Origin of the sequence: Streptomyces sp. NPDC002884 (genome assembly GCF_040295245.1) — a bacterium.
GTDB lineage: Bacteria > Actinomycetota > Actinomycetes > Streptomycetales > Streptomycetaceae > Streptomyces.
In genome coordinates, this window is record NZ_JBEOVB010000021.1 from 115,904 (window position 1) to 139,271 (window position 23,368).

A 23,368-nucleotide genomic window follows, 5' to 3' on the forward strand; every position below is an offset into this window, starting at 1 on the left:
CGGGGGCGGGGGCGCGTGAGCCAGGTCGGTCCGGCGCTTCCGGAGGCGGTGGCGGTGGCGGAGGCGGTGGCGCGTGCGCCAGGTCGGTCCGGTGCTTCGGGGGCGGAGGCGCGTGAATCCGGCCCGTCCGGTCGCCCTTGCCGCGCGGCGTCGTCGTACCCGAGGCATCGGGCGGTAAGGCGGACGAGCCCGGCGCGGCGCTGCTTCGGGGCCGGGGCGCGTAGGCCGGCCCGTCCGGCGCTTCGGGGGCAGGGTGCGTCTGTCGAGCCCGTCCGGCGTTTGAGGACGAGGCCCCTTCAGGGCCGAAGCGGGGGCCTGGGGGCGGCAGCCCCCGGCGACGCCGACACCGGCGCCGGGCGCCGACCCTCCCGCCCGCCCGGAGGGCTACCGCGCGGTCGCCGTCACCCGCTCGCTCTCGACCCGCTTGGCCACGGCCTCCTCGCCGGCCTCCGCCAGGTTCACGCACAGCACCACGGACCCCCCGCTCGCCAGCGGCGCGTACAGCCCGGCGCTGAGCCCCTCCCACGTGTCGTACGCCAGCCCCGACAGCAGCCGGGAACCGGGCCCCGTCAGTCCCAGCCCCGCCGCCTCCGCCCGCGCCCGCTCCACGACCTCGGCCCCCGTGTACTCGGCCCCGGACACGATCAGCGCGGGCTCCTCGGGGTCGACGGGAACGTACGGCGCGAAACGGTCCCCGAAGGTAGGGACGTTCACGGCGTAGTCGTCGTACCCCTCGGGCGGGCCCGGCACGAACCGTCGCCCGAGCGGCGCCAGCGACAGCGCGTACCGCTCGCCCCGGCACGCCAGCCCCGCCTCGAACGACCCGGGCCCGGCGACGACGAAGTCCGCCCGCGCCGGATCCCCGGCCACGTCCGCGACGACGCCCACCGACGAACACGCCAGCAGCCACACCGCCGTCTGCCAGTGCGCGGGCAGCAGCAGCGCGACCCGGTCGCCGGGCTCGGCGGACAGCCCGTCCTGGAGGAGGTTGGCGGTTTTGGCCACCCAGTTGGCGAAGGTGGCCACGGACAATTCGACCCGCTCGCCCGTGGCGTCGTCGTAGAAGGTCACCAGGGGGCGGGCGGGGTCCGCGGCCAGCGCGGAACGCAGCAGGTCGGCCGGGGTGCGATCGGTGGCAGTCACCCGCGCAAGCGTACGCGCCGCCCCGGGCGTCGCACGGCTCGCCGGACCTTCCAGGAACCACCGGTTCGGCGGAACGCGCCCGACGGCCCGTCAATTCCCCGATGGACAGAAATGTATGGATATGGCCAGGATCGTTGGCATGCGCGGATTGCTTGCTACCTCGATCGGTGTCACCTGCGCGGCGGCACTCGCCCTCCCGCTGACGCCGCCCGCCAACGCGGCGACGGCGCGACCGGCGTCGGCCGCGGAGACGGCGCCCACCGGGACGGCCAGGGCCACGAGCCCCGACACCCTCCTCACCTCATCCCTCCCCGACCGACCGACTCACCCGGGTCTTCCCGACCGGCCCGAACTGCCCGCTCTTCCCGACCTCCCGGGCAGCACCCAGTCGCTGCCCCTCACCGCCCTCACCCGCGACCGGGCCCTCGGTGGCGCCACCGCCGACCAGGGCCTGCCCCGCCGCGACGTACGCCAGTTCTCCCTGCTCGGCGTGGTCTGGGACGACCCGGCCGCCGAACTCCATGGCCGCGTCCAGGTCCGTACCCGCACGTCCGGCACCGGCACCTGGTCCGGCTGGCAGGACGTCGAGACCCACAACGCCGACCACGGCGCCGACCCCGGCACACCCGAGAGCGCCTCGGGCCGGGTCCGCGGCGCCACGGCCCCGCTGTGGGTCGGTGACTCCGACGGCGTCGAGATCCGAGTCCATCCGGACACCGAACGCCGTACGGAGGAGACGTCCCGGGACGCCGGCACTCTTTCGACGGCCGCCCTGCTCCCCTCCGGCCTGCGACTGGAACTGGTCGACCCGGGCGCGGCGCCCCCCGAGCACGTCCCCGCAGGACCCCCGCACAGCCGGACATCGATCACCGGGTCCGGCCCGGCGGCGGCCCCGGAAGCGCTGGAGCCGCCCGACGCGGCAACGGGGAAGGCGACCGGCACGGTCCACCCGGCCGAGACATCCGAGACATCCAAGGCAGCTGAGACATCCGAGACATCAGAGACGCCCGAGAAGGACCAGCGGCCCGAGACCATCGGTTCGGCCGCGACCATCGGTTCGCCCGAGAAGGCCGGTTCGGCCGAGGAAGCTGAAGAGGCCGAAGGGATCGAAGGGGCCGAGGGGGTCGAAGGGGCCGAGCCCGCGGCCATGACCGCGATGACCGCCATGACCGCCGAGGTGACCGCGGCCTCCGCCGCCAACGCCCCCCTCGTCCCGCTGGGCGCCACGGAGATCCCCGCCCTGGACCGTCCGGGCACCGAACGTGAACTTCTCGCCCTGCGCGGGGCCGAGTTGACGTCGGCCCAGCGGGCGCAGCCGTACATCGGCCCGCGGCCGAGCATCGTCACGCGTCGCGGCTGGGGCGCCGACGAGAAGCTGCGGGAGAGCGGCTTCCGCTACACGACGAAGGTCAAGGCCGCGTTCGTGCACCACACGGCCTCGGGCAACAGCTACAAGTGCTCACAGGCCCCGTCCGTCATCCGTGGTATCTACCGCTACCACGTGAGGAGCATGGGCTGGCGCGACATCGGCTACAACTTCCTCGTCGACAAGTGCGGGAAGATCTACGAGGGTCGCGCCGGGGGAGTGGCGAAGCCGGTCCTCGGCGCCCACACCCTCGGTTTCAACAGCAACAGCATGGGGATCGCCGTCCTCGGCACCTTCACCTCCGCCAAGCCGACCGCCGCCACGGTCGACGCCGTCGCGCGCCTGACGGCATGGAAACTCGGCCTCTTCGGGGCGAATCCCAAGGGAAAGACATACCTGAAGTCCGGAGGTGGCAATCTCTACGGAAAGGGAAAGAACGTACGACTGAATGTGATCTCGGGTCACCGGGACGGGTTCGCCACGGAATGCCCAGGCAGGCAGCTCTACGGCAAGCTCGGCTCGGCCCGCTCGACCGCGGCGCGCTTCCAGGGGCGCTGAGGCGGGCGATCAGGTTCGGGAGCCCCGGGGCCTGGGGAGGCCCCGGAGGCCGCACGCCCCCGGACGGTCGGAGCGCACATCTCAGATGGGGGCCACATTCAGCAGCCGTCGGGGGGACAGTCTCCTGGGACTGGGACGGAACACCAACGGCCTGGAAGTCGCCACGCAACGGTCTGCATACACTGGCCGGCCGAATGACAGTTCGGCCGGTCCCGGCAGGAAGCAGAGACGACGGTGACAGAAGCGATCCTCCTGGTCGGCGGCAAGGGCACCCGGCTGCGCCCTCTCACGGTGCACACGCCCAAACCCATGGTCAGGGCGGCGGGGGTGCCGTTCCTCACGCATCAACTGGCGCGGGCGAGAGCGGCGGGCGTGGACCACATCGTCCTGGCGACGAGCTATCTGGCGGAGGTCTTCGAACCGTACTTCGGCGACGGCTCGGCGATGGGCCTGCACATCGAGTACGTGACGGAGGACGAGCCCCTGGGCACGGGGGGCGCGATCCGCAACGTCGCGTCCCGTCTGCATTCGGGCCCCGACGACCCGGTCCTGGTCTTCAACGGCGACATCCTCACCGGCCTGGACATCAGAAGGCTGGTGGCCACCCACGAGGCGACGGCGGCGGACGTCTCCCTGCACCTGACGAAGGTGACGGACCCGAGGGCCTACGGCCTGGTCCCCACCGACGGCACGGGCAAGGTCCTGGCGTTCCTGGAGAAGCCGCAGACCCCCGAGGAGATCGTCACCGACCAGATCAACGCGGGGGCGTACGTCTTCCGCCGCTCGGTCATCGACACGATCCCGCAGGGCCGTCCGGTGTCCGTGGAGCGCGAGACGTTCCCCGACCTCCTCTCGGCCGGAGCCCATCTGCAGGGCATGGTCGACTCCACCTACTGGCTGGACCTGGGCACCCCCGCGGCCTTCGTCCGGGGCTCGGCGGACCTGGTCCTCGGCCGGGCCCCGTCCCCCGCGGTCCCCGGCCGCTGCGGCGACCGTCTGGTCCTCCCGACGGCCAGGGTCGCCCCCGACGCGAAGCTGACGGGCGGCACGGTGGTGGGCGAGGGCGCGTTCGTGGCGCGGGGCGCGAGGGTCTTCGGCTCGACGATCCTCCCCGGCGCCGTCATCGAACCGGGCGCCGTCATCACCGACTCCCTCATCGGCACCCGGGCCCGCGTGGGCGAACGCTCCGTGCTCACGGGCACGGTCATCGGCGACGGCGCGATAGTCGGCCCCGACAACGAACTCCGCGACGGCGCGCGGGTGTGGTGCGACGCGAGAATCCCGGCAGGCGCGGTCCGCTTCTCGTCGGACCAGTAGCCCTAGCCGAAGGGGCGGCGCCCCTGGCGAGAACGGGACGGTCAGGGGCGGCAGGGGCGGTGGGGGCGAAGGCTCCCCCGCCCCCACCCCGGCGGAGCGCCCCTCACAACCCCCCGATGTCCCACCGGGGCATCTTCGGCGCCCGCCGAGCCGGCACCCGCCCGCTCAACAAGATCAACCGAGCCGCCCGATGCCGCTGCCCCGCATACGGCTCCAACAGCTCCAGCATCACGGAATCGTCGGCGTCCCGGTCCCCCGCCAACGCCCACCCCACGATCCCCGGCAGATGCAGATCCCCCACGGTCACCGCATCCGCCGCCCCATGACTGCGCTGCACGGTCTCCGCCGACGTCCACGGCCCGATCCCCGGCACGACCTCCAGCCGGGCCTGAGCCTCGGCCGGAGCCATCCCCGCCGCCTCCTCCATCCGCCCCGCGACCCGCACGGCCCGCACAATCGTCGACGCCCGCTTGTTGTCGACGCCCGCCCGGTGCCACTCCCAGGACGGGATCAGCGCCCATGTCCGGGGCGTCGGCATCACCCAGAGCCGTCCGCCCGCCGCGGGCCCCGGCGCCGGCTCCCCGAACTTGCGCACCAGCAGGCGCCACGCCCGATACGCCTCGTCGGTGGTGACCTTCTGCTCCAGCACCGAGGGGATCAACGACTCCAGGACCAGCCCGGTCCGCGTCAGCCTGAGTCCCGGCCGCCGATGCCGGGCCGCCGCCACCACGCGATGCCGGGGCACGAAGTCCTGCGGAGCGTCCGAGGCCCCGAGCAACTCCGGCAACCGGTCCAGCAGCCACTCCGCGCCCGGCCCCCACGCCTCCCCGCACACCGCACCGCCGGCCGTGGAGACGCGCAGCGTCCCCGGCCCGGCGGGGGTGAGACTGGCCCGCCACACGGACCCGTCCGGCATCGCGCGGAACGTCGGATCGCCGGGCCCACGCCTGAGGGGCCCGAGCACCAGCCCGAGTTCGAGAGGCCCCTCCGGCACCCAGTTCCGCACCCGCCCGGCCACCGAGACCTGCCGCGGCACCCCGGCGGGCACACCCACATGTCCACCGCGCACGGTCGTACGAGTGGGCCGAGGGGGCTGGGGAGAGAACCGTCCTGACACGAAGAGTCCCGGGTAGAGGAAGAGAAGTGCTACGAGAGTAGGCGCACCCACCCACAGGCCACCGTACGACGCCCAGAACGCCACCACGCGGGCCGGCTCCGTGCGTCGCAGATCACCGTGCGTCGCAGGTCACCGTCCGGCGCACATCACCGCACGCCCGTGCCGCACATCACCGCACGCCCCACGCCACCGTGCCCCACGCCACCGTGCCCCACGCCACCGCGCCGCACGCCACCGTGCCCCACGTCACCGTGTCGCGAGGCCCATGTCACCGCGCCGCACCTCACCGCACCTCGACAAAGTCCGCCACCTCCCGCTCACCTCGGGCCCGGGGCTCCTCCGCCGCGTGTCCGACGGCCACCGCCCCCATCGGGTCCCAGTGCTCCGGCAGCTCCAGCGCCTCCCGCACCACGTCCCGGCAGAACATCGTCGACGAGACCCACGCGGACCCCAGCCGCTCCCCGGCCAGCGCGACCAGGAAGTTCTGTACGCCGGCCCCGGTCGCGACCACGAACATCTCCCGCTCGGCCGCGTCCCGCCGCGCGTCTCCGTAGGTGTGCGATCCGTCCATCACCAGACACGGCACCACCAGGTAGGGCGCGTTGCGCAGGACGTCGCCCCGGCGCACCCGCTTGGCGATGGACTCCTCGGACTTCCCGTCCCGCCGCAGATCCGCGATCCACGCGTCCCGCATGGCGTCCAGCAGCCGGACCCTCGACGCCGCCGACTCCAGCAGCACGAACCGCCAGGGCGTCGTGTGATGCGGCGCCGGCGCCGTGACGGCCGCCGCGACCGCCCGCCGTACCGCCCCGGGATCGACCGGCTCGTCGGTGAAGGCCCGCACCGTCCGCCGCTGGGTGACCGCCAGCCGCACCGCCTCGGACGTCCCGAGCCGGAACATGTCGTCGCGCGCACCGCGCACCATGACCCGCGCCCCGGCGGGCCCGCCCTCGCCTGCCTCCGCGCTCTCGGCGCCCTCGGCCACGACGACGTGCTCCAGCCCCCGGACCACGGCCACGGGCAGTCCGGCCGCCTTCCCCTTCACGAGGTCCCCGGCGCCGGCCAGTTCGTCCGCCGTGGCGACGACCGTCGCGCTCAGCGGGTTGCCGTACGCGTCGGTGCCCCCGCGCAGGTCGTCCAGCACCCGCACGCCCGCGGCGCCGATCGCCACGTCGGTGAGCCCGGCGCGCCAGGGCCGTCCGAAGGTGTCGGTGACGACGACCCCGACGTCCACTCCGAGCGCGTCCCGCAGTCCGGCCCGGATCGTCCGCGCCGACGCGTCCGGGTCCTCGGGCAGCAACAGCACGGTCCCCGCAGGGGTGTTGGAGGCGTCCACGCCGGCGGCGGCCATGATCAGCCCCTGCCGGTTCTCGACGATCCGCAGCGTCCCGCGCCGGGCCACCACGCGTACGGTCTCGGCGTCGATCGCGGCCTCCCGGTCGTCCGCCCGGACGATCCGCCCCTCCGCCTTGGACACGATCTTCGAGGTGACGAGCAGGACGTCACCGTCGGCCAGGCCGGGCTCGGCATTCGCGATCAGCTTCGCGAGGTCGTCCCCGGTCCGCACCTCGGGCAGCCCGTCGACGGCCCAGACCCGGTAGCCGGATGTGAGGGACCCGCTCATGCCCCGCGCACCTCCTCGGCCAGTGCCAGCGCCTCCCGGGCCATCCGCGCGGTCGCGTCGAGGTCGCTCATCATCAGCGGGACGGCCCGGCAGCGGATCCCGGCCGCCTCCACCCGCTCCACGGTGCCCGCGTCCACGGTGTCGACGAGCCAGCCGTCGAGGAGACCCGAGCCGTAGTGCTCGGCCACCGCCGCGGCCGTCGACTCCACGCCGACCGCCGCGAGCACCTTGTCGGCCATGCCGCGCACGGGCGCGTCCCCGACGATGGGGGACAGGCCCACCACCGGCACCCCGGCCTCGGCGATGGCCTCGCGGATGCCCGGCACGGCGAGGATCGTGCCGACCGAGACGACGGGGTTGGACGGCGGGAAGAGGATCACGTCCGCCGCCGCGATGGCCTCCAGCACCCCCGGCGCGGGCTTCGCCTGCTCGGCGCCCACGGGCACGACCGCCTCCGCGGGCACCGACGCCCGCAGCCGCACCCAGTACTCCTGGAAGTGCACGGCCTTGCGCTCGCCGTCCATCTCGACCGCGACATGGGTCTCCACCCGGTCGTCGGTCATCGGCAGGAGCCGGACGCCAGGCTGCCACCGGTCGCACAGCGCCTCGGTCACCGCGCTGAGCGGGTACCCGGCGCCGATCATCTGCGTCCGCACGATGTGCGTGGCGAAGTCCCGGTCGCCCAGCCCGAACCACCCGGGCCCGGCGCCGTACGCCGCGAGCTCCTCCTTCAGATGGAAGGTCTCGTCGGCGCGCCCCCAGCCCTGTTCCTCGTTGATGCCGCCGCCGAGCGTGTACATCACCGTGTCGAGGTCGGGGCAGACCTTGAGCCCGAAGAGGTGGATGTCGTCGCCGGTGTTGCCGATGACCGTGATGTCCGCGTCCGGCACGGCCTGCTTCAGACCGCGCAGGAACCGGGCACCGCCGATGCCGCCTGCCAGAACCACAATGCGCATGAGGGCAAGTCTCGCAGGCGGCCACGACAGCCCGTCGGCCGGTTGTGGACAACCACCCGCCTGTGGATATCCGGTCCACCCGTACGAGCCGGCGGCAGACGCCGTCGGCTCACGAGCTGACGGCGTCCACCTCTTCGTAGGTGTCGAGCGCGGCGCAGGCGATGGGGGTCCCGCCGGCCGAGCGGAGCCGGGACCGGGAGTGCATGGGCATGTCCGTCAGTCCCGGGAAGTACACGTGCAGGCTCACCGCGGGCTCCAGCGCGTCGTTGACGACCTCGTGCGCGTACCCCGGCGCGAACACCCGCTGCACCCCCGCCCCCAGCACCCGCTTGCCGCGCTCCGTGCGCTCGGTCAGCTCGCCGTCCAGGACGGTGAGCACCCCGGAGGACCCGCCGTGGTCGTGCAGCCCGCTGCCCTGGCCGGGCACCCACGACAGCAGCCACACCTCGTAGCCGGGACCGGTGCGCAGCCGGTGGTACCAGCGGGTCGTCGCGTCGTACCGGACCAGGTGTTCCCACTGGGCGCGGTCCGCGGCGATCGAGCGGGCCAGGCCGACGAACTCGGCGACGGTGGCCGGGTGCTCGCGCGGTGCCTGGAGGAGGTGCGGGACTTCGAGGATGTCGCCCGCGATCTGGAGGTCGCTGTCGCTGTTCATGGGGTGCGGTGGTTCCTCGGCGGAGAGGCGGAAGAGTGGGGGGCCTGCTGGGTGTCGCGTACCGTCCGCCCGGATCACGGGTGGAGCAGGAGCGCCCTGGTGTGGGCCGATGGGAACAGCAGCCGAGTCGCGTGGACTCAGGAGGAGCAGCCGGAGCGCGTTGGGCTCAACAGCTGGAACGACGACAACAGCTACAGCGAGCGCGGGCAGCACCGTGGGACCCGGCGGAGCCGGTCGAGGTGAGTGCCAAGTTCGCGAGCATGCCCATAAGGACAGCGGTTCACACCTTCACTGTCAACTCGACGCCCGGTATGTGGGACAGGGTTCACCTCATCCGGTCCATCTCGGAGGTGAAAGGTTTGTGCACACGTCCTTCGGGACACATGGCGCACAAGCCGGGCGCGCAAGCCTCGTGGCGATCCCGTGATCCGACTGTGATCAGGTTCGCTTCCGCGCGCGTGCCGCAACGGGATCGCACCTTTGGGCGTCCTTCCCCGTACAAGCGCTGTGCGGGGCCGGTGGCCCTCCGGGGCTTCATCTGCTTGTCAAGGTTTATGGCGATTTGAACACTTACTGCATGGCCTTGGTTCCGCAGAGTGAATAAGGGGCCCAATAGCAGATCTCGGCTTGACTCGCCCGGAGCAGCACACTTGTAATTTCACTCGTGTCGTTCAGCCGAAATCGGTAACGGCCAGGTCACGGGGACGCGAAAGACAGAGCGAGGGGCGCACATGACCGAGCTGGTGCAGCAACTGCTGGTCGACGTCGACGACGCGGACGAGGAACTCGGCTGGCAGGAGCGCGCGCTGTGCGCCCAGACCGATCCCGAGTCCTTCTTCCCCGAGAAGGGCGGCTCCACCCGCGAGGCGAAGAAGGTCTGCCTCGCCTGTGAGGTCCGCTCCGAATGCCTTGAGTACGCCCTCGCCAACGACGAGCGCTTCGGTATCTGGGGCGGTCTGTCCGAGCGGGAGCGCCGCCGGCTGAAGAAGGCGGCGGTCTGAGAACCGCCCGCCTCGACAGCGCAAGGGCGTCGCGGCATCGCGGTACGCGCAGGCAAGGGTCCGAACGGCCCGTCGCACGTGGATCGTCCACAGGCGGCGGGCCGTCGCCCGTCCGCCGCCCGACCGCCGCCCCCGTCGAGGCGCTGCGCGCCGCCCCTTCTGGTTCAGCCGATAGTGTGGGCGCTCGTCCGAGACAGCCGGCCGCCCCACACGGCGCAGGCGTCCACCGCAGTCCACCGAACCGGGGCCCGTACCTCGATGTCCGTGCACAGCCACACGGCAGCCCAGCAAGACCGCGCTGCCACACCTGAGTTCCCGCGTCATGTAGTGACCGCGGTGATCGTCGCCCACGACGGTGCCCGCTGGCTGCCCGACGCGCTCGCCGGGCTGCTCGGCCAGGAGCGCCCCGTCCAGTCCGTCATGGCCGCCGACACCGGCAGCTCGGACGACTCCGCCCGGCTGGTCACCGAGGCCCTCGGCGACGACCGCGTCCTGCACCTCGCCCGGCGCACCGGGTTCGGCCAGGCCGTGGAGGAGGCCAACCGTACGGCCCCGGTCCTCACCCCCGAGGAACTGCCGTACCTCAAGCGCCCCAGCGGCTGGGACCCCGTCACGCGCACGTGGCGCGACGACACCTACGACCTGCCGGAGCTCCCGCACGGAGAGCCCGTCCAGTGGCTGTGGCTGCTGCACGACGACTGCGCCCCGGAACCGGAGGCCCTCGCCGAGCTGCTGCGCGTGGTCGACAACGAACTCGAACTGGGCCGGGACGACGTGGCCGTCGTCGGCCCCAAGCTCCGCGGCTGGTACGACCGCCGCCAGCTCCTCGAGGTCGGCGTCACCATCGCCCACTCCGGCCGCCGCTGGACCGGCCTGGACCGCCGCGAACAGGACCAGGGCCAGCACGACCACGTCCGCTCCGTGCTGTCCGTGTCCACCGCGGGCATGCTGATCCGCCGCGACGTCTTCGAACAGCTCGGCGGCTTCGACCGCCGCCTGCCCCTCATGCGCGACGACGTCGACCTGTGCTGGCGCGCGCAGGCCGCCGGCCACCGCGTCCTCATCGCCCCCGACGCCGTCGTACGGCACGCCGAGGCCGCCTCCCGCGAGCGCCGCGCCGTCGACTGCGCGGGCCGCACCAGCGCCTCCCCGCACAAGGTCGACAAGGCCGGCGCCGTCTACACCCTCCTCGTCAACAGCCGCACCGCCCTGCTGCCCTGGATCCTGGTGCGCCTGGTCCTGGGCACCCTGCTGCGGACCGTCGCCTACCTCGTCGGCAAGGTCCCCGGACAGGCCGTCGACGAGATCCGCGGCCTGCTGGGCACCCTGCTGCGGCCCGAGCGGATCATCGCCGGGCGGCGCAGGCGCGGGAAGCCGGCGGTCGACAAGGATGAACTGCGCCCCCTGTTCCCGCCACCCGGCGCGACCGTGCGGGCCACCGTCGAACAGGTCGCCGGCGACTTCTTCGGCTCCTCCGACCCCGAGGCCACCTCCGGCGCCGGCCGGCACGGCGGCGCCGTCGAGTCCGGACCCGGCGGCGACGACGCCGACTTCCTGGAGATCGAGCAGTTCGCCCGGCTCAAGCGCATCGCGCGCAAGCCCGGCCCGGTGCTCTTCCTGGTCCTCCTGCTCGTCTCCCTGGTCGCCTGCCGAAACCTCCTCGGCGGCGGCGCGCTCGCGGGCGGCGCCCTGCTGCCCGCCCCGGCCGACGCCTCCGAGCTCTGGTCGCGCTACCTCGACGCCTGGCATCCGATCGGCGCGGGCGGCACCCCGTCCGCCCCGCCCTATCTCGCGATCATCGCGGCGCTGGCCACCCTGCTGTTCGGCTCGACCGGGCTCGCGCTCACCCTGCTGCTCGTCTGCTCGGTGCCGCTGGCCGGCCTCACCGCCTACTTCGCCTCCCGCCCGCTCGTCGAGTCGCGCCTCCTGCGCGCCTGGGCGGCCGTCGTCTACGCCTTCCTGCCCGCCGCCACCGGCGCTCTCGCCGGCGGCCGGGTCGGCACCGCCGTGCTGGCCGTCCTGCTGCCGCTCATCGCCCGCGCGGGCGTCGCCGCGAGCGGCCTCACGCACGCGTCCGGCGCCCGCGGCAGCTGGCGCGCCACCTGGGCCTACGCGCTGCTGCTGACGATCGCCACCGCGTTCACGCCGATCGTCTGGCCCATCGCGCTCGTCCTCGGCGTCGCGGTGCTGGCCGTGCGCCGTCGCGAGATCACCGCCTACGGCCTGCGCTTCCTGGTCCAGCTGGGCACCCCGCTGCTGATCCTCGCGCCCTGGTCGCTGTCCCTGCTGCCGTTCGGCTTCTTCACCCAGGCCGGCCTCGACCACGGCCCGTCGACCGCCACCGCGCTCGACCTGCTCGGCGCCAGCCCCGGCGGACCCGGCACCGTCGACGGCCTGATGCTCATCGGCATCGTGCTGGCCGCGCTGGCCGCGCTGCTGCGCTCCGAGCGCCACTTCGGCGTCTGGGCGGCCTGGGCGGCCGCCCTCGTGGGCCTCGTCTTCGCGGTCCTGTCCAACAGCTCCACCTGGGCCGGACCCGCCACCCTCGTCTACGGCATCGCCCTCCTCGCCGCCGCCGTCATCGGCGCCGACGGCGCACGCACGCGTGTCGCCGAGCAGAGCTTCGGCTGGCGCCAGCCGGTGGCCGCCCTCATCGCCTTCGCCTCGGCCGCCGGCCCGCTCCTCGTCGCCGCCGGCTGGATGATCGGCGGCGCCGACGGCCCCCTGGAACGCCGCGACCCGGTACAGGTGCCCGCGTTCGTCGCCGAGGAGGCCGGCAACCGCGACCAGGCCCGCACGCTCGTCCTCGACAGCGACTCCGCCGCGCACGTCGCCTACATGCTGGTCCGCGGCTCCGGCGCCCGCCTCGGCGACGCCGAACTCGCCGCGGCCGACGGCGAGAACAAGCAGCTCGACAAGGTCGTCGCCAATCTCGTCGCCGGCTCCGGCGCCGACCAGGCCGACCAGCTGGGCAAGTTCGCCGTGGGCTACGTCCTCGTCCACAAGGGCGCGCCCCGCGAGGTCACCCGCGTCCTGGACGCCACAACCGGCCTGAAGCGGCTCAGCCAGCAGGACGGCAGCGCCCTGTGGCGGGTCGACCAGGAGGTCTCCCGCGCGGCCGTCGTCGCCGACTCCGGCAAGGGCACGGCGACTCCGGTCGCCGCGGGCCCCGTCGACATCCACACCACCCTCCCCGACGGCTCCGGCAGCCGCGTCCTGCGCCTGGCCGACACCGCCGCCGAGGGCTGGACGGCCACCCTCGACGGCAGGCCCCTCACCCCCACCACCCTTGACGGCTGGGCCCAGGGCTTCGAACTCCCCGCCTCCGGCGGGAAATTGGACGTCACCTACGACGACCCCTTCACCCACACCGCCTGGTTGTGGGCGCAGGGCTTCCTCGCCCTCGTCCTCGTCGTCCTCGCCCTCCCCGGCCGTCGCCGCGACGTCGACGACGACCTTCCCGAGGAGGAGCCGATCCCGGCCCAGGCGGCCGACGGCGAGGGCCGCCGCGCCCGCCGTCTGCGCGCCCAGGCCGAGGCCGAGGCCGAGTCCGAAGAGCCCGGCCTGCACGAGGAGTTCCCCTCTCCGCCACAGACGGAGAGCCCGGTCGCGGTCCCCCAGCAGCAGTCGTACGACATGGGAGTCCCCGCGGACGGGCAGGGCGGGGACTGGGGCGGGGACCGGGCGGGCTACGCGGGCGCCGAGTACGGCGGTTACGGGGGCGAGCAGTACCAGGGCGCCCAGCAGTACCCGCAGGGCGGCTACGACCAGCAGGCCTACGACCCCTACCAGGCCGGCCAGTACGACCCGTACACCTACGACGGCCAGGCCCAGCAGGCGCCGTACGACCAGACGTACCAGCAGCAGGGCTACGACCCGTCGGCCTACGGCCAGGGCGGCTACGACCAGGGCGGCTACGACCCCGCATACGACCCGGACCGGCACCCCGACGGCACCGACAGCGAGCGCCCCGACGGGAGCCAGCAGTGAACCGCACCACCCTGTCCCTGATCGCCGGCACGGCCGCGCTCGCCGCGGTCACCGGGTTCGCCACGCTCAACCAGCCTGACACGGCCGGCCCGGACACCGCCCGGGCGGCCGCCGAACTGCCCGTGGAGCGCACGAGCCTGCTCTGCCCCTCGCCCAGCACCTCCGACCTCGCCGAGACCTCGTACACGTCCTTCACACCCGTCACCAAGGGCACGGACGGCGACGGCACGGCCGAACTCCTCGCGGCCACCGCGGAGTCGGCGGCCACGCCGAGCGACAAACCGAGCGACAAGGCCGACGACAAGGCCGACGACAAGGCCGACGACAAGGCCGACGACAAGAAGAAGGCGACGAAGCCCGTCGTCACGCCCAAGGCGCCCGGCACCCCGGCCGTCGGCGACACCTCCGGCGGCGAGGCGCCCGCGCTGCTGGGCACCGCCGAGGGGAAGTTCGCGCCCGGCTGGACCGTCCAGGAGACCACCGAGGTCGCTGCCGGCAGCGGCCGCGGCCTCCAGGGCGTCACCTGCACCGCACCGGACACGGAGTTCTGGTTCCCGGGCGTCAGCACCCTCGCCGACCGCACGGACTACGTCCACCTCACCAACCCGGACGACTCCGCCGCCGTCGCCGACATCGAGCTCTACGGCAAGGACGGCGCCCTCTCGACCACGGTGGGGGAGGGCATCACGATCCCGGCGCACTCCAGCGAGCCGATCCTGCTGTCCACGCTCACCGGCGAGAAGCAGGAGGACCTCACCGTCCACGTCAACGTCCGCAGCGGCCGCGTGGGGGCCGCCGTACAGGCACTGGACGAGAAGCTCGGCGGGGACTGGCTGGCCGCCTCCACCGACCCGGCGGGCAGCCAGGTCATCCCGGGCATCCCCAAGGACGCCACGGCCGTCCGGCTCATCGCCTACGCGCCGGGTGACGCGGACGCGGACCTGAAGGTCCAACTCGCCTCCGCCTCGGGCCTGATCACCCCCGCCGGACACGAGACGCTGCACGTCAAGGCGGGCATGACGGCCTCGGTCGACCTGGGTGACGTCACGCGCGGTGAGGCGGGCTCGCTGGTCCTGACCCCGACGGGTCAGTCGGCGCCCGTCGTCGCGGCCGTACGGGTCCTGCGCGGCAAGGGCACCCAGCAGGAGTCGGCGTTCATCACAGCCACCGCCCCGGTCGGCACGCGCGCGTCCGCCGCCGACAACAGCGCCAAGGGCTCCACCCTGTCCCTGACCGCCCCCAAGGGCACCGCCAAGGTCAAGGTCACCGCGTCCGCCGGCAGCGGCGGCGGCACGGCCGTGTCCAAGACGTACACGGTCAAGGCCGGCACCACCCAGGACGTCGAACTCCCCGTCCCCGCCGGGCTGAAGGGGACCTACGCGCTGACCGTGGAACCCCTCACGGACACTCCGGTCTACGCCTCCCGCACCCTGTCGGCCACCCAGGACGGCGTCCCGGGCTTCACCGTCCAGACCCTGCCGGACGACCGGGGCACGGTGGCCGTCCCGGAGGCCGACGAGGACGTCGCGGTGTTGCAGAAGTAACCCGGAAGCGCTGTCGAGACACCCGGAAGAGACACCCGTAAGCGAGGCGCGGGGGGAGCGGCGCGGGGGAGCGGGACAGAGGGAGAGGGGCGGCACGGGGAGGACGGGGAGGACGGGGTTCAGTCCTCGCCGTAGCGCGGATCCACCGTCTCCGGAGTCAGCCCCAGCAGCTCCGCGACCTGCTCCACGACCACCTCGTGCACCAACGCGGCCCGCTCGTCACGCCCCTTGGTGCGGATCTCGACCGGCCGCCGGTAGACGACGACCCGCGCCCGCCGTCCCTCGCTCGCGGGAATCGCCCCGCCCAGCGGGACCGCCTCGTCGTTCCACGGCTCCGGTGCGGCGTCCAGACGCGGCACCTCCAGCACCATGAAGTCGATGTCGGCGAGCTGCGTCCACCGCCGCTCCAGCCGTTCCACGGAGTCCTGTACGAGATCCGCGAACACATCGGCGCGGCTCGCGGCCAACGGGACCTGGGGAGGCGCGATCGGCCCTCGCATGCCCCGGCCGTGGCGGTCGCGACGTCGGGGTCCGGGGCCTGCGGCGGGGGGCGGTACGGGGCTGTCCATCACTACTGAAGCGTAGTCCCCGCCGTGACCCGGCGCCCGGCCCCACACGGCAACCCGGCCGCCACCGGCCGCCGTGCCCCGCATGTCGCAAGGTGATCATTCCAGCCAAGGTTGGGCTCGATTCCGTACCTCTCCGCGACCGGCGAACTCATCGCAATTGATGCCTTTTGTGTCGAGTGGTGACCGGGAGTCGATGCCTTCCTCTGTTCAAGGACTGGTGTTCGCGCAGGTCAGCGGGGTATGACTGGAGAGGCGCGTGGGGCGTTTCACAACACGACACGGTGGAGTGACCTGGTGGAGAGTCGTCGCGGCCCGCTCAAGAGTGCGGTACCGTCCAACGTCGTGAGCCCTGTACGTCGCTGTTCGCGAACTGCCTGCGGCCGACCCGCCGTCGCGACGCTGACGTACGTCTACGCCGACTCGACCGCGGTCCTCGGCCCGCTCGCCACCTACGCCGAACCTCACTGCTACGACCTGTGCGCCGAGCATTCCGAGCGCCTCACCGCCCCGCGCGGCTGGGAGGTCGTCCGGCTCCTCGACAGTTCGGCTCCCGCGCGACCCAGTGGTGACGACCTGGAAGCGCTTGCCAACGCGGTCCGCGAGGCGGCCCGCCCGCAGGGACGCGTGGCCGGAGCCGGCGGCGGACGTGCGATCGACCCGATGGAGGTCGCGCGCCGCGGCCACCTGCGGGTGCTGCGCTCCCCGGACAACTGAGCCGGTTCCCCCTTCTCGACCTCGTCCCCACCTGTCCGGCCGACACGCTCCGGAAACCGCTTTCCGCATGCACGGCCTGCTCGGCCCGACCGACCTGCTCGACGCGTCCGCCACCTCGTTGCCCGCCTCGCGCAGGCATGCCCGGGGGCAGCTTCCCTCTGGCGCCGCCCAGTTCACCGCCGCCGTCCTACGCCTCCGCGCAACCGGCCCACATCGGCGCCGCCTTGGCAGGCGCCCGGCCCGGACCGCCGTACCGCACGCGCGCGTGGCGCACAGGGAACGGGCCGCGACGACGGCCTGTTCGAGGTACGCGAGCCGCACGCACCACGCCGCCGTCCCGGCCCTCGCCCACGTCGTGAACCTCTCCGGGCAGAGCACCACGTGAGGCCCCGGACCGCTCCGGTGATGCGCCTGCGCGCGGTCGGCCAGAGCGCGCCCGCCGTCCGGGATGCTGCCGCGGCGGCGGCCCCACCTCGGACGACACGGAGAATGGCGGCACGGTTACGTCTGTGGGTCCACTCGACGGCCCCACCGCGGCCGGCGAACCGGCCCGGGTAGTTTGTGGTGACCTACAGACTCCAGGAAGGTTGGCCGTGGCTGCTGATCTGTCACAGATCGTGAAGGCGTACGACGTACGCGGGGTGGTCCCGGACCAGTGGGACGAGTCGCTGGCCGAGCTGTTCGGCGCGGCCTTCGCCCGGGTGACCGACGCCGAGGCGATCGTCGTCGGCCACGACATGCGCCCCTCCTCGCCCGCCCTGACCCGCGCCTTCGCGCGCGGGGCGGCGGCACTCGGCGTACACGTCACCGAGATCGGCCTCTGCTCGACGGACCAGCTGTACTACGCCTCGGGCGCGCTCGACCTGCCCGGCGCCATGTTCACGGCCTCGCACAATCCGGCCCGGTACAACGGCATCAAACTCTGCCGCGCGGGAGCCGCCCCGGTCGGCCAGGACACGGGCCTGACCGAGATCCGTGAACTGGTGGAACGCTGGACGGACTCGGGCGCCCCCGCCCCGGCCCCGACCCCGGGAACCATCACCACGGCCGACACGTTGAAGGACTACGCGGCGCACCTCCGCGCACTCGTCGACCTGACCTCCATCCGCCCCCTGAAGGTCGTGGTCGACTCGGGCAACGGCATGGGCGGCCACACCGTCCCCACGGTCTTCGACGGCCTGCCCCTGACGCTCGTCCCGATGTACTTCGAACTGGACGGCACCTTCCCCAACCACGAGGCCAACCCCCTGGACCCGGCGAACCTCGTGGACCTCCAGAAGCGCGTCCGCGAGGAGTCCGCCGACCTCGGCCTCGCCTTCGACGGCGACGCCGACCGCTGCTTCGTCGTCGACGAGCGGGGCGAGCCGGTCCCCCCGTCCGCGATCACGGCCCTGGTGGCCGTCCGCGAACTCGCGCGCAACGGCGGCAAGGGCACGATCATCCACAACCTGATCACCTCCTGGACCGTCCCCGAGGTGGTGAAGGAGAACGGCGGCACCACCGTCCGCACCCGCGTCGGCCACTCCTTCATCAAGGCGGAGATGGCCCGCTCCGGCGCGATCTTCGGCGGCGAGCACTCGGCGCACTACTACTTCAAGGACTTCTGGTACGCCGACACCGGCATGCTGGCCGCCCTCCACGTCCTCGCGGCCCTCGGCGGCCAGGACAGCCCGCTCTCCTCCCTGGTCGCGGAGTACGACCGCTACACCGGCTCCGGCGAGATCAACTCCACCGTCGCCGACCAGGCCGACCGCATCGCCGCGATCAAGGCGGCCTACGGCGACCGCGAGGACGTCACCCTGGACGACCTCGACGGCCTCACCGTCACCTCCACCGACTGGTGGTTCAACGTCCGCCCCTCCAACACGGAGCCCCTCCTCCGCCTCAACGCGGAAGCCCGCGACGAACCGACGATGGCCAAGATCCGCGACGAGGCACTGGCCATCATCCGAGGCTGAGAGGCGAAGGGGCGAAGCCTCGGAGGGCCGAAGGACCGATGCCACGGCGGGTCGAAGGGGGGGAGGCATCGGAGGTCGAAGGGACGATGCCACGGAGGGTCGAAGGGACGAAGCCCCTGGAGGCGGGAACGGGCAAGGGCGCCGGGGACGAGCCACGACGCCCGCCTCGACCGTCCACCCCGACGCCCGCTCCGCCGCACCGGCCACCAGCCCCACCCCTCACGCGCTCCCGCCCACCCCACCCAGTCCCGCCCAACCCCCACGCCCCAACCCCACCAGCGGTACCCTGACCAGGCACATCCGCACACCCCGAAGGGACACCCCATGCCGCTCGAAGCCGGCCTTCTGGAGATCCTCGCCTGCCCCGCCTGCCACTCCCCCCTGGAGGAGCAGGACACGGAGCTGATCTGCACGGGCCAGGACTGCGGCTTGGCATACCCCGTCCGCGACGGCATCCCCGTCCTCCTCGTCGACGAGGCCCGCCACCCCGCGTGACAGCGCGCCGCGCGACTGCACCCCGCGCCGCCGCCCGGCCCGCCGCCGACCCGGCCCGAACCACCCCGGCGCCCGCCCGCGCACGGCGCCACGCGCCGCCCCTCCCGGGCGTCCCTCGCCACAGCTCGCCCCCGGCCCCTTAAACCGACGACGCCCCAGGCGATCGGAGACTGCCGACATGCTCGACGACTCGCTGCTCGACACGCCGGAGGCCCTGGCCGAGGCCGATCACCGGGCCCTCCTGCGCGGCGCGGCCGAAGCCGGTGCCCGCGTCCGCACCGCCGCCCGGCTCGCGACCGAGGCCGGCGTCCACGGACTGCAACCGGACGGCCGCCCCCGCGCGATCCTCATCGCGGGCCCCGGCGCCGCCGCCACCTGCGTCGCCGACCTCCTCGGCACGCTCGCCGGCGCCGCCTGCCCCGTCATCCGCCTGACCCCCGGCGGAGTCGCCCCCGCCGCAGGCGCCCTGCGCTGGGAACTCCCCGGCTGGGCCGGTTCCGTGGACCTCCTCCTCATCGCCACCCCCGACGGCAGCGAGCCCGGCCTCTCCCTCCTCGCCGAGCAGGCCTACCGACGCGGCTGCACGGTCGCCGCCGTGGCCCCCGCCGGCTCCCCGCTCACCGAAGCGGCAGGCGCCGCCCACGGACTCTTCGTACCGCTCGCGACCGCCCCGTACGAACAGGACGAACAGCCTCCGGTCGCCGCCTCCGCCCCCGGCGTCCTCTGGGCCCTCCTCACCCCGCTCCTCGCCCTCCTCGACCGCGTCGGGCTGCTCTCCGCCCCGCCCGAGGAGCTCGAACGGGTCGCCGACCGGCTCGACCAGGTCGCCGAACGCTGCGGCCCCGCCGTCGCGACCTACAGCAACCCGGCGAAGACCCTGGCCGCCGAGCTTGCCGACGCCCTCCCGGTGATCTGGACCGAGGGCACCTCGGCCGGTCCCGCGGGCCGCCGGTTCGCCGCCGCCCTCGCCGAACTCGCGGGCCGCCCCGCCCTGGTGGCCGAACTCCCCGAAGCCCTCGCCGAGCACAACGCGCTCCTGGCGGGCTCCCTCGCCGCCGGCGCCGACCCGGACGACTTCTTCCGCGACCGCATCGAGGAGACGCCCGCGCTGCACGCGCGCGTGGTGCTGCTGCGCGACCGCCCGATCGGCGGCCTGACCGCAGCCCCGACCGCCCGCGAACTGGCCCTCAGCCACGACACCCCGATCAGCGAACTCGAGCCCGAAGAGGGCGACGAACTCGTCACCCTCGCCGAACTGATCGCCACCACGGATTTCGCCGCCGTCTACCTGGCTCTCGGCTCAGGAGCCTGACCCACCCCGACCGTCACCCGGGAAACACCGAACACCACAGGGCAACAGGGCAGACGGCCGGTGACAACGGCAGACGGCCGCGACAACCGACAGACGGCAGCAGACCCGCAGACCGGCAGACCCGCAGACCGGCAGACCCGCAGACCGGTAGCCCGGCAGGCAGAGAGAACCGCATGGACCGCCTCGACAACACCGTCCGCCCCTACGCCTGGGGTTCCCCCACCGCCATCCCGCACCTGCTCGGCGCCGAGCCGACCGGCGAACCGCAGGCCGAGATGTGGATGGGCGCCCACCCGGGCGCACCCTCACGCACCGACCGAGGCACCCTCGTCGAGATCATCGAGGCCGACCCGCAACAGGAACTCGGCGCGGCGACGGTCACCAAGTTCGGCCCCCGCCTCCCCTTCCTCCTCAAGATCCTCGCCGCCGGCGCCCCCCTCTCCCTCCAGGTCCACCCCGACCTGGAACAGGCCAAGGAGGGATACGAGGACGAGGAACGCCGCGGCATCCCCGTCGACGCACCGCACCGCAACTACAAGGACGCCAACCACAAGCCCGAACTCATCTGCGCCCTCACCGAGTTCGACGGCCTGTGCGGCTTCCGCGCCCCCTCGCACGCGGCAGACCTCCTGGACGGCCTCGGCGTCGACTCCCTCAAGCCGTACGTCGACCTCCTGCACGCCCAGCCGGAGGAAGCCGCCCTGCGCGAGGTCCTCACCGCGATCCTCACCGCCGACCGCGAGGAGATGGCCCACACCGTCGCCCTGGCGGCGGCCGCCTGCGACCGCCTCGGCGGCGACTACGCCCCCTACGCAGGCATCGCCCACCACTACCCCGGCGACCCCGGCGTCATCGCCGCGATGCTGCTGAACCACGTCAGACTCCAGCCCGGCGAGGCCCTGTTCCTCGGCGCCGGCATCCCGCACGCCTACCTCGACGGCCTCGGCGTCGAGATCATGGCCAACTCGGACAACGTTCTGCGCTGCGGCCTCACCCCCAAGCACGTCGACGTCCCCGAACTCCTGCGCATCGTCCGCTTCGAACCCGCGGACCCCGGCGTCCTGCGCCCCGAAGCCGCCCCGGACGGCGAAGAGGTCTACGACACCCCCATCGACGAGTTCCGCCTGTCGCGCTACGTCCTCTCACCGGGCGCCCCCGCCCACGACCTCACCCTGCCCACCCCGCAGATCCTGCTCTGCACCGCGGGCACCGTCCACGCGGGCGAGCACGCGCTGACGCCCGGCACGTCTGTCTTCGTCCCGGCGGGGCACAAGGCCGAAGTGGCCGGGGCGGGTACGGTCTTCCGGGCCACGGTTGTCGTATGACTCCTGTCGTGACGACCTGACGCACCGCTGCCCGACAGGGCTGCAAGAATGGCCCCCCGGCAAAGGACGGGCAAAGCCGAAGAGGCCCCGCCCTGCACGGCGTACGCACGAAGGCGAAGGGACAACGCGAAAACATGAGCGCGTCAGGCGGCACCAAGGCGATCGTGGCGGCACTGGGGGCCAACCTCGCGATCGCGGCATCGAAGTTCGTGGCGTTCGCGTTCAGCGGCTCGTCGTCGATGCTCGCCGAAGGCGTGCACTCGCTCGCCGACTCCGGCAACCAGGCCCTGCTCCTCATCGGCGGCAAGAAGGCCCAGCGCGAGGCCACCCCGCAACACCCCTTCGGCTACGGCCGTGAGCGCTACATCTACGCCTTCCTCGTCTCCATCGTCCTCTTCTCGGTCGGCGGCATGTTCGCCATCTACGAGGGCTACGAGAAGATCAAGCACCCGCACCAGATCGAGCACTGGTACTGGCCCGTCGGGGTCCTCGTCTTCGCGATCATCGCCGAGAGCTTCTCCTTCCGTACCGCCATCAAGGAGTCCAACCCCCTGCGGGGCGACCACTCCTGGAAGGAGTTCGTCCGCCGCGCCAAGGCCCCCGAGCTCCCGGTCGTCCTCCTGGAGGACCTCGGCGCCCTCGTCGGCCTGGTCCTCGCGCTCGGCGGCGTCGGCCTGGCACTCCTCACCGACGACGGCGTCTGGGACGGCATCGGCACCCTCTGCATCGGTATCCTCCTCGTCCTCATCGCGCTCGTCCTGGCCGCCGAGACCAAGTCCCTCCTGCTCGGAGAGGCCGCCGGCGTCGAGGACGTCCGGAAGATCGAGGCGGCGGTCGTCGACGGCGACACCGTCACCCGCGTCATCCACATGCGCACCCTCCACCTCGGCCCCGAGGAACTCCTGGTCGCCGCCAAGGTCGCCGTCCGGCACGACGACACGGCCGGCCAGGTCGCGACGGCCATCAACGCCGCCGAGGCCCGCATCCGCACCGCGGTCCCCATCGCCCGCGTCATCTACCTCGAGCCCGACATCTACAGCGAGACCGAGGCCGCCAAGGGCTCCGACCCCGAGGCGACCCCGGGCGGCCCCGCCCAGCACCCGGCCGAGCACTGACCCGCACCACCCCGGCAGGGCCCGCCCACACCGGGCGGGCCCTGCCGCCGTTCCGGCTCCCCGACCCGCTCACCGACGGTGATCGGCGCGATCTGATCGGAGATGGACTGGGGCCGCCCCGCCACTCCGGTGTAGCTTGGAACGGAGCCAGACGTCGCTGCTGATGGCGGTCGGGCGGACCCAGTGCGGACCGTCCGAGGGAGAGAGGGCCTCCGACGGACTGCGCTGCGCGCACGCGGGCATGCCTGTGCCCTTCTTCGGGCACCCCTGTGTCCGCCGCCGCGCAGACCAGCCGTACCCACTCTCTCGACCCAACCCCGAGGAGCAGCTCCCCATGACGACTGTCGACAACCGACAGGACTTCAAGGTCGCCGATCTCTCCCTGGCCGCTTTCGGCCGTAAGGAGATCACCCTGGCCGAGCACGAGATGCCCGGCCTGATGTCGATCCGTAAGGAATTCGCCGCCGCGCAGCCGTTGGCGGGTGCCCGGATCATGGGCTCGCTGCACATGACTGTGCAGACGGCCGTGCTGATCGAGACGCTGGTGGCGCTGGGCGCCGAGGTCCGCTGGGTGTCCTGCAACATCTTCTCCACCCAGGACCACGCGGC

Annotated in this window: 18 protein-coding genes; 12 read left to right on the forward strand and 6 right to left on the reverse strand. The window is 73.1% G+C overall.

Going from position 1 to position 23,368, the window contains the following annotated elements; genetic code table 11:
• Positions 1–384: 384 nt before the first annotated feature.
• Positions 385–1,143 (reverse strand): TIGR03089 family protein, encoded by a 759-nt coding sequence (locus ABT070_RS31835; protein WP_351765668.1) that lies wholly within the window; start codon positions 1,141–1,143, stop codon positions 385–387.
• A 139-nt stretch (positions 1,144–1,282) separates the two neighbouring features.
• Here ABT070_RS31835 and ABT070_RS31840 point away from each other — a divergent pair, with 139 nt between their 5' ends.
• Both ABT070_RS31840 and manB read left to right on the forward strand, forming a co-directional pair.
• Positions 1,283–3,067: a peptidoglycan recognition protein family protein gene (locus tag ABT070_RS31840; RefSeq protein ID WP_351765670.1), complete on the forward strand. Its 1,785-nt coding sequence runs from the start codon at positions 1,283–1,285 to the stop codon at positions 3,065–3,067.
• Between the two features lie 234 nt (positions 3,068–3,301).
• Positions 3,302–4,384: a mannose-1-phosphate guanylyltransferase gene (manB, locus tag ABT070_RS31845; protein WP_351765671.1), complete on the forward strand. Its 1,083-nt coding sequence runs from the start codon at positions 3,302–3,304 to the stop codon at positions 4,382–4,384.
• A 103-nt stretch (positions 4,385–4,487) separates the two neighbouring features.
• Here manB and ABT070_RS31850 read toward each other — a convergent pair whose 3' ends face one another.
• From ABT070_RS31850 to ABT070_RS31865, 4 genes are all read right to left on the reverse strand, one after another.
• Positions 4,488–5,501: a DNA-3-methyladenine glycosylase family protein gene (locus tag ABT070_RS31850; protein WP_351765708.1), complete on the reverse strand. Its 1,014-nt coding sequence runs from the start codon at positions 5,499–5,501 to the stop codon at positions 4,488–4,490.
• Positions 5,502–5,784: 283 nt separating this feature from the next.
• The gene (locus ABT070_RS31855) at positions 5,785–7,125 is read right to left on the reverse strand and encodes a coenzyme F420-0:L-glutamate ligase (RefSeq protein ID WP_351765673.1); all 1,341 of its coding nucleotides are present in this window, start codon (positions 7,123–7,125) and stop codon (positions 5,785–5,787) included.
• On the reverse strand, positions 7,122–8,081 hold the full coding sequence (gene cofD / locus ABT070_RS31860; protein ID WP_351765675.1) for a 2-phospho-L-lactate transferase: 960 nt from the start codon (positions 8,079–8,081) through the stop codon (positions 7,122–7,124). Before cofD ends, ABT070_RS31855 begins: the two co-directional genes overlap by 4 nt.
• Before the next feature lie 109 nt (positions 8,082–8,190).
• Positions 8,191–8,736: a cysteine dioxygenase gene (locus tag ABT070_RS31865; protein ID WP_351765677.1), complete on the reverse strand. Its 546-nt coding sequence runs from the start codon at positions 8,734–8,736 to the stop codon at positions 8,191–8,193.
• A 731-nt stretch (positions 8,737–9,467) separates the two neighbouring features.
• On the opposite strand from ABT070_RS31865, the gene ABT070_RS31870 reads away from it, so the two are divergent.
• The 3 genes from ABT070_RS31870 (at position 9,468) to ABT070_RS31880 (ending at position 15,271) form a co-directional block, all read left to right on the forward strand.
• Complete coding sequence (locus tag ABT070_RS31870) at positions 9,468–9,737, forward strand: WhiB family transcriptional regulator (RefSeq protein WP_020128551.1); 270 nt, start codon at positions 9,468–9,470, stop codon at positions 9,735–9,737.
• A 258-nt stretch (positions 9,738–9,995) separates the two neighbouring features.
• A complete protein-coding gene (locus tag ABT070_RS31875) occupies positions 9,996–13,727 on the forward strand; it encodes a glycosyltransferase family 2 protein (protein ID WP_351765679.1) in 3,732 nt (1,243 codons plus the stop codon).
• Positions 13,724–15,271, forward strand: coding sequence for a DUF5719 family protein (locus tag ABT070_RS31880; protein WP_351765681.1), 1,548 nt, complete (start codon positions 13,724–13,726; stop codon positions 15,269–15,271). Before ABT070_RS31875 ends, ABT070_RS31880 begins: the two co-directional genes overlap by 4 nt.
• Before the next feature lie 119 nt (positions 15,272–15,390).
• On the opposite strand, the gene ABT070_RS31885 is transcribed toward ABT070_RS31880, so the two are convergent.
• Positions 15,391–15,771: a metallopeptidase family protein gene (locus ABT070_RS31885; protein ID WP_351765683.1), complete on the reverse strand. Its 381-nt coding sequence runs from the start codon at positions 15,769–15,771 to the stop codon at positions 15,391–15,393.
• A gap of 363 nt (positions 15,772–16,134) precedes the next feature.
• Between ABT070_RS31885 and ABT070_RS31890 the strand changes: the two genes are divergently transcribed.
• The 7 genes from ABT070_RS31890 to ABT070_RS31920 all read left to right on the forward strand — a co-directional run.
• Positions 16,135–16,554, forward strand: a complete 420-nt coding sequence (locus tag ABT070_RS31890; protein WP_351765684.1) for a DUF3499 domain-containing protein — start codon at positions 16,135–16,137, stop codon at positions 16,552–16,554.
• A gap of 593 nt (positions 16,555–17,147) precedes the next feature.
• Entirely contained in the window at positions 17,148–18,512 is a 1,365-nt protein-coding gene (locus ABT070_RS31895; protein ID WP_351765686.1) for a phosphomannomutase/phosphoglucomutase, read from the forward strand.
• Between the two features lie 324 nt (positions 18,513–18,836).
• Positions 18,837–19,007: a Trm112 family protein gene (locus ABT070_RS31900; protein ID WP_078890202.1), complete on the forward strand. Its 171-nt coding sequence runs from the start codon at positions 18,837–18,839 to the stop codon at positions 19,005–19,007.
• A gap of 178 nt (positions 19,008–19,185) precedes the next feature.
• The gene (locus ABT070_RS31905) at positions 19,186–20,319 is read left to right on the forward strand and encodes an SIS domain-containing protein (RefSeq protein WP_351765689.1); all 1,134 of its coding nucleotides are present in this window, start codon (positions 19,186–19,188) and stop codon (positions 20,317–20,319) included.
• A 173-nt stretch (positions 20,320–20,492) separates the two neighbouring features.
• A complete protein-coding gene (gene manA, locus ABT070_RS31910) occupies positions 20,493–21,644 on the forward strand; it encodes a mannose-6-phosphate isomerase, class I (RefSeq protein WP_351765690.1) in 1,152 nt (383 codons plus the stop codon).
• Positions 21,645–21,778: 134 nt separating this feature from the next.
• Positions 21,779–22,759 carry a cation diffusion facilitator family transporter gene (locus tag ABT070_RS31915; protein ID WP_351765692.1) on the forward strand — a complete coding sequence of 327 codons (981 nt, stop codon included), beginning with the start codon at positions 21,779–21,781 and terminating at the stop codon, positions 22,757–22,759.
• A 334-nt stretch (positions 22,760–23,093) separates the two neighbouring features.
• Positions 23,094–23,368 (forward strand): adenosylhomocysteinase (locus tag ABT070_RS31920; protein WP_351765694.1); only part of this gene is annotated, 275 nt, incomplete at its 3' end.

Bases quoted from the DNA above. Each gene is read 5' to 3' on its own strand.
- ABT070_RS31840 (WP_351765670.1), top strand. From the start codon at position 1,283: ATGCGCGGATTGCTTGCTACCTCGATCGGTGTCACCTGCGCGGCGGCA.
- ABT070_RS31855 (WP_351765673.1), bottom strand. From the start codon at position 7,125: ATGAGCGGGTCCCTCACATCCGGCTACCGGGTCTGGGCCGTCGACGGG.
- cofD (WP_351765675.1), bottom strand. From the start codon at position 8,081: ATGCGCATTGTGGTTCTGGCAGGCGGCATCGGCGGTGCCCGGTTCCTG.
- ABT070_RS31865 (WP_351765677.1), bottom strand. From the start codon at position 8,736: ATGAACAGCGACAGCGACCTCCAGATCGCGGGCGACATCCTCGAAGTC.
- ABT070_RS31870 (WP_020128551.1), top strand. From the start codon at position 9,468: ATGACCGAGCTGGTGCAGCAACTGCTGGTCGACGTCGACGACGCGGAC.
- ABT070_RS31875 (WP_351765679.1), top strand. From the start codon at position 9,996: ATGTCCGTGCACAGCCACACGGCAGCCCAGCAAGACCGCGCTGCCACA.
- ABT070_RS31885 (WP_351765683.1), bottom strand. From the start codon at position 15,771: ATGCGAGGGCCGATCGCGCCTCCCCAGGTCCCGTTGGCCGCGAGCCGC.
- ABT070_RS31900 (WP_078890202.1), top strand. From the start codon at position 18,837: ATGCCGCTCGAAGCCGGCCTTCTGGAGATCCTCGCCTGCCCCGCCTGC.
- ABT070_RS31905 (WP_351765689.1), top strand. From the start codon at position 19,186: ATGCTCGACGACTCGCTGCTCGACACGCCGGAGGCCCTGGCCGAGGCC.
- manA (WP_351765690.1), top strand. From the start codon at position 20,493: ATGGACCGCCTCGACAACACCGTCCGCCCCTACGCCTGGGGTTCCCCC.
- ABT070_RS31915 (WP_351765692.1), top strand. From the start codon at position 21,779: ATGAGCGCGTCAGGCGGCACCAAGGCGATCGTGGCGGCACTGGGGGCC.